1 protein-coding gene is annotated in these 13,569 nt (G+C 69.8%); it reads left to right on the top strand.

The genetic code is table 11. The annotated features are described in order from the left end of the window. Nucleotides 1-572: 572 nt before the first annotated feature. Nucleotides 573-13,493: an autotransporter-associated beta strand repeat-containing protein gene (locus H0523_RS26370; protein ID WP_054435324.1), complete on the top strand. Its 12,921-nt coding sequence runs from the start codon at nucleotides 573-575 to the stop codon at nucleotides 13,491-13,493. Nucleotides 13,494-13,569: the final 76 nt, after the last annotated feature.

The raw sequence follows: 13,569 nt of genomic DNA on the forward strand, positions 1-13,569 counted from the left end.
CGCGGCCCGGGAAAAATCGTCGACGCAACACCGCACGATTATTCAAATATTTGCGAGTGATTCGGGACCAAGGCTTCATAACAATAAAAATCAGCCAGCAAGAACCATTCCCGTCGCTCGCAGGATCAGGGTCAGATCAGATTTTCAAAAATTCAACTTCTTGTTAAATCAGTTTTAATGAGATAATTTAAAAACAATTATGCTTATTTTCTCTGATTTTAGAATGATTATTAAAATTTCAAAAGATGCTTGAAACAGCCCTTATTGAGCGAAACTCACCTTTCGACGATTATTTCCAATTATATTTACCATTAGTAATTTCAGTATCTATTTGAAAGTTTCAATATGAGAGAAATCACCTGATTTCTGAAAATAATAGTTACTATTTACGCAAAATTCTTAAAAATCATCTCGTCAGATTCCTTTCAAACTGACTCCAGGTTTAAAAGCGGCACCTAATAAAACCACCGCCGCTCGCGCTTCCCGATGTGCAGCAATCGCCTATTCCAGGCACCGGGCAAGATTGGCGATCCGGTGCTCCAGGAAAGGCCCATTGTGTTTCTGGAGCTGAGATGAAACCTGGCCACCGGCATGGCTTTTCTTTCCTTTCCCTCAACTACGCGTGGCAGGCGCTGATCCTGCTGCTGGCCCCGGTTCCCGCCGCGCTGGCGTGCACCACCTCCGGCACATCGATCCTGTGCAACGACGCCGTCGTCCTGCTCCCGATTCCCAACATCAACACCGTCAACACCAACGTGAACGGCGCCTCGGTGCTGGTCACCGCCAGCGGGCAGTCCTCGTCCGCCTTGGTCAGCCCGTCGATCACCTTGAGCGGCAAGAACACCAGCCTGACCAACCAGGGCACCGTCGACCCGGGCCTGGGGCTGGGCGGACTGCTCAGCCTGGGCGCGACCGGCGCGCAACTGGGCAACACCACCAATGGCGGCTCGGTGGTCGTCAACAACAACGGCGCGCTGCGCGGCACCGGCCTGTCGGTGCTGGGCCTGCCGCTCCTGACCGGCGTGGGCGGCGCCGCGCTGGTGGCCATGAGTGACGCCACCGGCACCATCAACATCACCAATACCAACCTCATCGAGATCCGTCCGGGCCTGCTGCCCGACCTGAGCGCGCTGCTGAGCAGCCCCGTGATCGCCGCCTATGGTGGCGCGCCGATCACCGTGACCAACGCGGCTGGCGCCGTCATCAACGGCCGCGTCGGCCTGGGCCGCTCCGTTTCAGGCAATACCTTCACCAATGCCGGCACCATCAACGGCAGCGTGCACATGGGCATCAACAGCACCAACACCTTCACCGCGGTGACCGGCTCGTCCGTCAGCCAGGGCGGCGCCACGAGCATCGGCGTGGGCGCCAACCTGAACGGACTCGGCGCGAACGTGGCATTGAATTTCTCGGCGCTGGGCCTGGTCGACGGCGGCGCTAACGGCAACAACACGCTGGTGCTGCAGAACCCGGGCGCCAGCGGCGTTAGCGGCGGCGGCACCGCCAGTTCCGCCACCTACATCAACTTCAACAACCTGATCGTCAACGGCGGCACCTGGAACGTCAGCGGCCCGCTGGTGACGGCGCAGGCCACGCTGAATGGCGGCCTGGTCAATTTCGACAACGCGGGCGCCTTCGGCAGCGGCACGCTGACCGCCAACGGCGGCGCCATCGCCAGCACGCAGGCCTTGTCGTTGAGCAATGCGATCGCGCTCGGCGTCAACGGCCTGGGCATCCAGGGCGCCAGCGACCTGACGCTGTCGGGCGCCACCAGCGGCGCCGGTTACCTGGACAAGTCGGGCGCCGGCACGCTGACGCTCAACGGCGCCAACGCCCACACCGGCGGCACGCGGCTGGGCGGCGGCACACTGGTCCTGGGCACCAATACCGCGCTCGGCCTGGGCGACCTGGCGGTCTATGGCGCCGCCACGCTGCAAGCCGTGGGCGCCACCAGCATCGGCAACAACATCGGGCTGGGCGCCACGCTCGCCCTGGCCAATACCGGCAACCTGGCGTTGACGGGCAACTTCACCGGCGCCGGCACGCTGGTCAAGAACGGCGCGGGCATACTGACCCTGAGCGGCGCCAACAGCCACGCCGCGACCCAGATCAACGCGGGCGGCCTGATCGTCGGCAACAACAGCGCGCTCGGCAGCGGCGCGCTGACCGTGAATGGCGCCGCCAGCCTGGCCTCGACCGCCTCGATGGCGCTGCAGAACGCCATCGTGCTGAACAATACGCTGACGCTGAACGGCGCCAGCGACCTGACCCTGAACGGCCTGCTCAGCGGCGCCAGCGGTTCGCTGGTCAAGAGCGGCGCGGGCGCGCTGACGCTCAACGGCGCCAACACGTTCGGCGGCGGCGCCACCCTCAGCGGCGGCAGCGTGAACGTGGGCAGCAACACCGCCCTGGGCAGCGGCGGCGTCACCGTCAATGGCGCCGTGACCCTGTCGAGCCTGGCCAACAACATCGCGCTATCCAACACGTTCGCCCTGAGCAACGCGCTGACCATCGCCGGCAGCAACAACCTGACGCTCAATGGCGCCCTGTCCGGCGCCGGCGGCTCGCTGGTCAAGACCGGCAGCGGCACCCTGACGCTCAACGCCGGCAACACCTTCGGCGGCGCCACGCTCAATGGCGGCGCCATCGTGGCCGGCGCCAACAATGCCCTGGGCACCGGCACCGCCGTGGTGCAGAGCGCCACCGCGCTCGACGCCGGCGCGGTCGTCAGCCTGGGCAACCAGTTCGTGCTGAACGACAACCTGTCGGTCCTCGGTTCGCAGGACCTGACGCTGGCCGGCGCCCTCTCCGGCAGCGGCCAGCTGATCAAGAATGGCGCCGCCAACCTGACGCTGGCGACCCAGAACACGCATAGCGGCGGCGTGCTGCTCAACGCCGGCACGCTGACGCTGGGCAACAGCCAGGCGCTGGGCGCCGGGCTGCTGGACGTGGAAGGCGCGGCCACGCTGGCCGCGGGCGGCCTGAACGTGGCCAACAACATCCGCCTGGGCGCGGGGCTCGGCCTGAACACCGGCGGCCAGGGACTGACGCTGTCCGGCGCGCTCAGCGGCGCCGGCGGCCTGACCCTGAACGACAACGGCATCCTGACCCTGTCCGGCAACAACAGCCACGCGGGCGGCGTCACGCTCAATGCGGGCACGCTGATCGCCGCGAGCGACACGGCGCTGGGCAGCGGCCAGCTGACCATCGGCGGCAACGCCACGCTGCAAAGCACCGCCAACCGCAACTTCACCAACAACGTCGCGCTCAACGGCAACCTGACCGTCGACAGCGGCAACAACATCGGCCTGTACGGCGCCATCAACGGCGCGGGCAATCTGATCAAGAACGGCGCCGGCACCCTGACGCTGACCGGCGCCAACAGCTTCGGCAACACCACCATCAATGCCGGCGTGCTGCAGGCGGGCACCGGCAGCCTGGGCGCCAGCGTGCTCAACAACAGCAAGCTGGTGCTGGCGCAAGGCGCCAACGCGACCTACAGCGGCGCCATCAGCGGCAGCGGCAGCGTCGACGTGCTGGGCAACAACACCACGTTGATCCTGAACGGCATCAACACCTTCACCGGCGGCCTGAACCTGCTGTCGGGCACGGTCGAAACGCGCGGCGGACAGGCGCTGGCCGACAACCTGGCCGTCAATCTGGCGGCCGGCACCACGCTGCGGCTGACCGACAGCGAGACGTTCGGCTCGCTCAGCGGCGCCGGCAATCTGGCGCTGGGCGCCAGTGCCACCATGCAGATGGGGCAGAACAACGCCGACTCCGTCTTCGGCGGCGTGCTCAGCGGCGCCAGCAACATCGTCAAGAATGGCACCGGCGCGCTGACGCTGTCGGGCGCGAACACGCAGACCGGCCTGTTCAACGTGGCCGGCGGCAGCCTGAACGTCACCGGCTCGCTGGCCAGCTCGCAGGTCAACGTGGGCGCGGGCGCGAGCCTGGGCGGCACCGGCAGCGTGACCGGCGTGGCCAATATCGCCACCGGCGGCGCACTGACGGGCACCACCGGCCAGACCCTGACGCTGGGCGGCCTGAATATGAGCGCTGGCTCGCAATTCAATGTCTCGCTGGGCGCGCCCACGCCGCAGGCGCTGGTGCAGGTCAATGGCAACGTGACGCTCAACGGCAATCTCAACGTGACCGACAAGGGCGGCTTCGGCGTCGGCGTGTATCGCCTGCTGGGCTATACCGGCACGCTGACCAACAATGGCATGGCGCTGGGCAGCCTGCCGCCGGGCACCCTGCCCGCCAACCTGCAGATCCAGACGGCGGTGAACCAGCAGGTGAACCTGGTGGTGGCCGCGGGCGGCAACAACGTGCAGTTCTGGAACGGCGCCAAGACCGCCGCCGACGGCGTGCTGGCCGGCGGCAGCGGCACCTGGGTGGCGGGCCAGACCAACTGGACCGATCAGTCGGGCAACCTGTCGCAGGCCTGGGGCGGCCAGTACGCCGTGTTCGGCGGCGCCGCCGGCGGCAACGTCGCCCTCACCGGCGACCAGGCCGTGACCGGCATGCAGTTCTTCACCGATGGCTACACCCTCACCGGCGGCGGCCTGCAATTGGCCACGGGGCCGAATACGTTCCGCGTCGACCCGACCATGACCGGCACCATCAACAGCGTCATCAAGGGCGCCGGTCAATTGCAGAAGCGCGACCTCGGCACGCTGGTGCTGGGCGGCGCCAACACCTATACCGGCGGCACGTTGATCAGCGAGGGCGTGCTCCAGGCCAGCGCCGACAACAATCTCGGCGACGCGGGCGGCGCGCTCGGTTTCGCAGGCGGCACGCTGCGCGTGACGGGCACCGGCTACACCGGCACCAGCCGCGCCATCGACGTCGGCGCGGGCGCCGGCTTCGACATTGCCGACGCCGGCAATGTCTTCACGCTGAACCAGGCCCTGACCGGCGCGGGCCGCGTCACCAAGCTGGGCGCCGGCACCCTGGCGCTGGGCGGCAACAACAGCGCCATCGGCGGCGTCACGCTGGCGGCCGGCACGGTGTCGGTCGGCAGCAATACCGCGCTGGGCAGCGGTTCATTCAACATCAACGGCTCGGGCGCGCTGGACAGCACCGCCGCCGTGACGCTGGCCAACGATGTCTTCATCGGCGCCGGCAACACGCTGACCCATCTGGGCTCGAACGACCTGACGCTCAACGGCGTCGTGGCCGGCACCACCGGCGCCCTGGCCAAGCAGGGCAACGGCACGCTGACGCTCAACGGCGCCAACAGCTATGCCGGCGGCACCACCCTGTCCGCGGGCGCGATCCGCGTCGGCAGCAACACCGCGCTGGGCACGGGCCTGCTGACCGTCGCCGGGGCATCGAGCCTGCTGTCCGACGGCAGCGTCGCCCTGGCCAACAACGTGGCGCTGGGCGCCAACCTGACCACGGGCGGCAGCGGCAACCTGACGTTGAGCGGCGCCCTCGGCGGCGCCGGCACCTTGATCAAATCGGGCGGCGGCACGCTCACGCTGAACGGCATCAACACCCATGCCGGCACCCAGCTGAACAGCGGCACCCTGCTGCTGGGCAACAACCAGGCGCTGGGCCTGGGCCCGCTGGCCGTCAATGGCAATGCCGCGCTCGATGGCGGCGTCGATCTGACGCTGGGCAACGCCATCACGGTGGCCAGCGGCGCCAACCTGACGCTGGCGCAGACGCACGACGCCCTCTTGTCCGGCGTGATCGATGGCGCCGGCGGCCTGATCGCCGGCGCGGCCGGCCGCAGCCTGACCCTGACCGGCGCCAACACCTACCAGGGCGGCACGCAACTCAACGGCGGCAGCCTGGTGGTGGGGTCCGGCACGGCGCTCGGCTCGGGCGCGCTGCAAGTCAACGGCGCCGCCACGCTGGCCGGCGTCGCCGGCGGCCCGGCCATCGCGCTGGCCAACAACGTGACGCTGAACAACGCGCTGACCGTCAACGGCGCGCGCGACCTGACCTTGTCCGGCGCCATCGACGGCGCCGGCTCGCTGCTCAAGAGCGGCAGTTCGACCCTGACGTTGAACGGCGCCAACACTTACCAGGGCGGCACCACCCTGGCCGCCGGCGCCCTGCGGGTCGGCAACGGCGCGGCGCTGGGCAGCGGCGACCTGACGGTCACCGGCGCGGCGACGCTGGGCTCGACCCAGGCCGTCACGTTGAACAACAACGTGACGCTAAACCAGGGCCTGGCGCTGGATCTCACCAACGACCTGACCCTGGCCGGCGCGATCGGCGGCGCCGGCGGCCTGAACGCCAGCGGCGCCGGCACCCTGACGCTGGCCGGCGCCAACACCTTCGGCGGCGGCACCCTGGTCAACGCCGGCACCCTGGTGGTCGGCGCCAACACCTCGCTGGGCAGCGGCGCCCTGACGGTCAACGGCGCCGCCACGCTGCAGGCGCTGACCGGCGTGACGCTGGCCAACAACGTGACCCTCAACGGTAGCGCGTTGACGGTTTCCGGCGCCCAGGACGTAGCGCTGAGCGGCATCGTCGCGGGCGGCGGATCGCTGGTCAAGCAAGGCGCCAACGCGCTGACGCTGAGCGGCGCCAACACCTTCCAGGGCGGCGTCACGCTGGCGCAAGGCGGCTTGCGCGTGGGCTCGGGCCAGGCCCTGGGCAGCGGCACGCTGACCGTGGCCGGCGCCTCGACGCTGACCAGCACCCAGGCCGTCACGCTGGCCAACAACGTCGCGCTCAACGGCGGCAACCTGACCGTGGGCGGCGCCAACGACGTCACCCTGGGCGGCACCGTCAGCGGCGCCAACGGCCTCGTCATGAACGGCAGCGGCACCCTGACGCTGTCCGGCGCCAACAACTACGCCGGCGGCACCACCCTGGCCAGCGGCACGCTGGCCGCCAACAGCAATACCGCCCTGGGCACCGGCGCCCTGACGGTCAACGGCGCGGCCAGCCTGACCGCCGCCGACGGCGTCACGCTGGCCAACAACGTCACGCTCAACAACACCCTGACCGCCACCGGCGCGGGCAACTGGACCCTGGCCGGCGTCATCGGCGGCGCCGGCGGCCTGATCAAGGAAGGCGGCGGCACGCTCACCCTGACGGGCGCCAACACCTATACCGGCAACACCCAGCTCAACGCGGGCGGCCTGACCGGCGACACCGGCAGCATCCGCGGCAACGTCGCGACCGCCGCCAACACCACCCTGACCTTCAACCAGAACGCCAACGGCGCCTTCGGCAATGTGCTGTCGGGCGCGGGCAACCTGGAAAAGACCGGCACGGGCAGCCTGACGCTGAGCGGCAGCAACACGCTGTCCGGCGGCATAGGCGTGGCGCAAGGCACGCTGGTCGCGGCGGGCGGCAACGCCATCAGCTCGGCCTCGGGCGTGCGCATCGACAGCGGCGCCACGCTGCAACTGACCGGCGCCGAATCCATCGCCAGCCTGACCGGCAATGGCGTGCTGCAGGCCGACGCCAACGTCTCGCTGGGCAGCGCCAGCGACAGCCTCTTCGGCGGCGTGCTGGCCGGCGCCGGCAACATCACCAAGACCGGCGCCGGCACCCTGACGCTGGGCGGCGCCAGCACCAATAGCGGCCTCTTCAACATCAACGGCGGCACGGTCAACCTGACCGGCTCGCTGGCCAATGCCAACGTCAACGTCAATGGCGCCGGCTCGACGCTGACCGGCAGCGGCACGGCCAGCGGCAACGTGTCGATCCTCAATGGCGGCAGCCTGGCGGTCAGCTCCGCCAACCCTGGCGGCCTGACGCTCGGCTCGCTCACGGTCGACAGCAACTCCAGCATCGACGCGCTGCTGGGCGCGCCCTATTCCGGCAGCCTGGTCAACGTGTATGGCGACGTCACCCTGAACGGCAAGGTCAACGTCACCCAGGCCCCCGGCTTCGGCGTGGGCGTCTACCGTATCGTCACCTACACCGGCAACGGCAACACCGCCGGCCTGGCGCTGGGCACCGGCGCATCGCCGAACCTGAGCCTGCAGACCGGCATCACCGGCCAGATCAACGTGCTGAACCAGTCGAGCGCGGGCGAGATCCAGTTCTGGCAAGGCGGCAACGGCGCCTGGACCATCGCGGGCACCACCTGGCAGAACGCCACCACGCAGGCGGCCGAGGCCTGGGGCGGCAAGTTCGGCGTGTTCCAGGGCAACGCCGGCACCGTCACGGTCGCCGCCAACCAGCAGTTCCAGGGGTTGCAGTTCTCCACCGACGGCTACATCATCACCGGCGCCGGCGGCCTCACCGCGCAGGCCGGCAGCGACGGCGTGGCGACCCTGCGGGTCGAGCCCAACGCCACCGCCACGCTCGATACCGTGCTGAGCGGCAGTGTCGATATCGCCAAGCGCGATGCCGGCACCCTGATCTTCACCAAGGCCAACACCTACGTCGGCAACACCCGCCTCGAAGGCGGCGTGCTGCAGATCAGCGCCGACAACCAGCTGGGCGACGCCGCCAACGGCGTCGTCTTCGCTGGCGGCACGCTGCGCTACGCCGGCACGGCGCCGGGCGCCACGAGCCGCGCCTGGACCCTGCAAGGGGCCGGCGGCGTCGACGTGGCCGATGCGGCCGCGGTCTACACCGTCAACGGCGTGGTGTCCGGCACGACCGCGGCCGGCACGCTGACCAAGACCGGCGCGGGCACTCTGGTGCTGAACGGCGCCAACACCTATGTCGGCGGCACCCAGTTGCAGGCCGGCACCCTCAAGGTCGGCAACAACACCGCGCTCGGCACTGGCGTGCTGACGGCCGCGGCCGGCACCACGCTGGCCAACGACACCGCGCTGACGCTGGCCAACAATGCCGTGCTGCAGGGCGACGTGACGGTCCAGAGCAGCCAGGCCCTGACCTTGGGCGGCAGCCTGTCGGGCGCCGGCGGCCTGGTCAAGACCGGCACCGGCACCCTGACGCTGGCGGGCAACAACAGCTATCAGGGCAATACGCAGCTGACGGCCGGACAGATCACCGTCGGCAGCAACACCGCGCTGGGCACCGGCAGCCTGATCGCCGCCAACGGCACGCAGCTCGATGCCGGCGCGGCGACGCAACTGCAGAACGCCGTCGTGCTCAACGGCGCCCTGACCTTGCCGGGTTCCAACGACCTGACCCTGGCGGGCGCCGTCAGCGGCGCCGGCAGCCTGGTCAAGAATGGCGCCAGCACCCTGACGCTGGGCAACGCCAACAGCTTCGGCGGCGGCGTGCAGCTGAACGGCGGCACGCTGGCGGTGGGCAACAACGGCGCGCTGGGCAGCGGCACGCTGACGACCAGCGGCGGCGCCACCCTGTCCGCCACCGCCCCGGTGACCCTGGCCAACGCCGTCACGCTCGGCGCCGGCACCACCACCGTCACCGGCGCCCACCTGGGACTGAGCGGCGTCATCAGCGGCTTCGGCGCGATCGACAAGACCGGCGCCGGCGTGCTGACCCTGACCGGCAACAACAACTACGGCGGCGGCACCACCCTGTCGGGCGGCACGCTGGTCGTGGGCGGCAGCAGCGCGCTCGGCGGCGGCGCCCTGACGGCCGCCGCCGGCACCACGCTGAGCGGCCTGGGCAACGCGTCACTGACCAACAACGTGACCCTGGGCGGCAGCGTGACGGTCAACGGCAGCGACAGCCTGACGCTGGCCGGCGTGGTCGACGGCAGCGGTCCGCTGGTCAAGACCGGCGCCTCCACGCTGACCCTGAACGGCGCCAACACCTACACCGGCGGCACCACCCTGGCGGGCGGCACGCTGGTCGCCGGCGGCAACACCGCGCTGGGCAGCGGCGGCCTGTCGGTGACCGGCGCGAGCACCCTGCAGGCGGGCGCGTCCGGCGTCGCGCTCGCCAACCTGGTCAACCTGGGCGCGGCGCTGACCGTGTCCGGCGCCAACGACCTGACGCTGGCCGGCAACATCACCGGCGCCGGCAGCCTGACCAAGTCCGGCGCCGGCACGCTGACGCTGAGCGGCCAGAACCAGTACAGCGGCGGCACCACGCTGGCCGGCGGCACCCTGATCGGCGACACCCACAGCCTGACCGGCGCCATCGGCACCGCGACCGGCACCAGCCTGGTGTTCAACCAGGCCACGGGCGACGACGGCAGCTTCGGCGGCGTGATTTCCGGCGGCGGCAGCCTGACCAAGAACGGCGGCGGCACGGTCACCCTGACCGGCGCCAACACCTATACGGGCGGCACCACCATCAACGCCGGCACGCTGGCGGGCAACGCCACCAGCCTGCAAGGCAACATCAACATCGTCGACGGCAGCGCGCTGATCTTCAACCAGACCGGCGCCGACGGCACCTATGGCGGCAACATCACCACCACCGGCAACAACACCGGCACGCTGACCAAGGACGGCTCGGCCAACCTGACGCTGACCGGCAACAACACGGTCGGCGGCGGCACCACCGTCAACGGCGGCACGCTGCTGGTGAACGGCACGCTGGGCGGCCGCAACGTCACGGTCAACGCCGGCGGTTCGCTGGGCGGCTCGGGCTCGGTCGCCACCGACGTCACGCTGGGCAACGGCGCGCACCTGGTGGCGGGCACCCCGGGCAATCCGATCTCGTTCGCGCAGAACCTGAACCTGTCCACCGGCACCCAGCTCGACTTCACGCTGGGCGCGCCGAACTCCGCCACCACCGCCGTGACCGTGGGGCAGAACCTGGCCCTGAACGGCATTCTCAACATCTACGACGGCGGCAATCTCGGCACCGGCGTCTATCGCCTGTTCTCGTACGCCGGCACGATGACCGGCGCCGGCCTGACCTATGGCGTCCTGCCGTCCGGCTACACCAGCGCCAACCTGACCCTGCAGAACCAGCCGAACCAGGTCAACCTGGTGCTGCAAAGCCAGCCGGGCGAGATCCTGTTCTGGAACGGCGCCAAGACCACGCCCGACGGCGTGATCGCCGGCGGCAGCGGAACCTGGAATGCCGCGGGCAACAACTGGACCGACGCCAGCGGCAACCTGGCCAGCCACTGGAACGGCAAGTACGCGGCCTTCTCCGGCGCCAGCGGCACCGTCACCATCGACGGCAGCCAGGCGGTCACCGGCGTGCAGTTCCTGACCAGCGGCTACACGCTGGCCGCGGGCGCCGGCGGACAGCTCGGCATCGCCCAGGCGCTGACCCCGTTCCGGGTCGAGGCCGGCGGCACCGCCACCATCGCGGCGCCGATCACCGGCGCGGGCGGCATCGAGAAAGGCAACGGCGGCACGCTGATCCTGGCCGGCAACAACACCTACACCGGCAACACCTCGATCCGCAGCGGCGTGCTGCAGGTGACCCAGGACAGCCAGCTGGGCAATGGCGGCGCGATCTCGCTGAACGGCGGCACGCTGCGCATCGCCGATGCCGGCTACGCCACCACCGCCCGGACGATCTCGCTCGACGGCACCGGCGGCGGCCTGGACATCGTCGCGGCCAACCAGACGTTCACGCTGAACCAGTCCATCAACGGCACCGGCGCGCTGCTCAAGCAGGGCGACGGCACCCTGGTGCTGAACGGCGTCAACGCCTATGCCGGCGGCACGGTGATCGCCGGCGGCACGCTGGAAGGCAACAGCGCCAGCGTCAAGGGCAACGTCAGCACCTCGGCCGGCACCACCCTGCGCATGAACCAGGGCGCCGATGGCGCCATGACGGGCGGCATCAGCGGCGGCGGCCAGCTGGTCAAGGACGGCGCCGGCGCGCTGACGCTGACCCAGCCGTCGACCTACACCGGCGGCACCCGCATCAACGCCGGCACCCTGATCGGCGACACCAGCAGCCTGCAAGGCGCCATCACCAACAACGCCACGCTGGTGTTCAACCTGGGCTCGGACGGCAATTTCTCGGGGTCGCTCGCGGGCGCCGGCACCCTCGTCAAGCAAGGCGGCGGCTCGCTCGGCGTGGGCGGATCGCAGACCTTCAATGGCACCGTCGCGATCAACGGCGGCACGCTGCAACTGGGCAGCGCCCAGGCGCCGGCCACCCTGCCCGCCGCCGTGCAGGTCAACAGCGGCGGCACCCTGTCCGGCTACGGCACCATCGCCAGCCTGACCAACGCCGGCACCGTGGTCAGCGGCTCGGGCGCGGGCGGCGGGCTCAAGGTCAGCAACAACTTCAGCAACGGCGCGGGCGCCACGCTGGCGGTCGGCGTCGGTCCGAACGCCGGCCCCAACGTGCACGTGACCGGCACCGCCGCCCTCGGCGGCACGCTGAAGGTGACCAGCAACGGCCCGCTGACCGGCAACGACACCTTTACGGTGCTGACCGCCGACCAGGGCCGCCAGGGCGTGTTCGCCAGCACCGTCCTGCCGCAGCTGGCCTTCGTCGACGCGGCGGTCGGCTACGATCCGAACAACGTCACGGTGTCCTTCACCCGCAACCAGACCGGCTTCGGCTCGGTGGCGCAGACGCCGAACCAGCGCGCCGTGGCGGGCGCCCTGGGCGGCCTCAACCCCAACTCGGCGCTGTATGGCGCCCTGCTCGGGCTGACCGCCGACGAGGCCGCCGCCGCGTTCAAGCAGTTGTCCGGCGACAGCCACGCCTCGCTGGCCTCGGCGCTGATCCGCAGCTCGGAATCGGCCCGCGCCCTGCCGCTGAACCACCTGCGCGACAGCCTGCAAAGCGAGAACACGCAGGACGGACGTCCGTGCGACGAAGCGCTGCGCACCAACGGCGGCTATTCGCAGCGCTTCTCCTGCCAGCGCAACATCTGGGCCGAGGTCATCGGCAACTGGCAGAGCCAGGACGGCGACGGCAACGCGCCCAGCTACAAGCAGCGCGTGGGCGGCGTGCAGGCCGGCGGCGATATCCGCGTCGGCGACGGCTGGCGCGTCGGCATGGCGCTGGGCTACCAGGACAGCACCATCTGGCAGGACAGCCGCAATGCCCGCGCCAAGGTCGACAGCTACAGCGTCTCGCTGTTCGGCGGCAAGTCGTTCGTGCAGCCCGGCGGCTCGGCCTGGAACCTGATGGCGGGCGCGGCCTACAGCTGGCACCGCATCGACAACCGCCGCGACCTGACGCTGGCCGGCCAGAACCAGGAGCTCAAGACCAAGTACGACGGCAACACCACGCAGATCTTCGGAGAACTGGGCTACGCCATTCCGGTGTCGCCGCGGGCCACGGTCGAGCCGTTCGTCGGCGCCGCCTGGATCAAGCAGCGCATGGGCGGCTTCTCGGAAAACGGCGGATCGGCGGCGCTGTCGGCGGGCAGCGACAGCAACGACATCACCACCACCACCGTGGGTCTGCGCGGCAAGCTGGACACCGAGATCGCCGGCGCCCCCGCGCGCCTGCGCGCCTCGCTCGGCTGGCGCCACGCGATGGGCGATGTCGATCCCGAGCGCACCATGGCCTTCAGCTCGGGCCCGTCCTTCACGGTGGCCGGCACGCCGGTGGCGCGCAACGCCGCCGTCACCGAACTGGGCGCCGAGATCGCGGTCTCGAAGAACGCCTCGATCGGGCTGGGCTACCAGGGCCAGTTCGGCAACGGCAGCCGCGAGAACGCCGGCTTCCTGAACGTGCGCTGGAACTTCTGAGGGCGGCTCGCGGGCCGGCAGCGGCCCGCGCGGCAGGACCCGGCGCGGCAGGGGAAGCGCCGGGCCGCCGCCCGGA

Source organism: Achromobacter insuavis, assembly GCF_902859645.1.
In the GTDB taxonomy this organism is placed as follows: domain Bacteria; phylum Pseudomonadota; class Gammaproteobacteria; order Burkholderiales; family Burkholderiaceae_B; genus Achromobacter; species Achromobacter insuavis.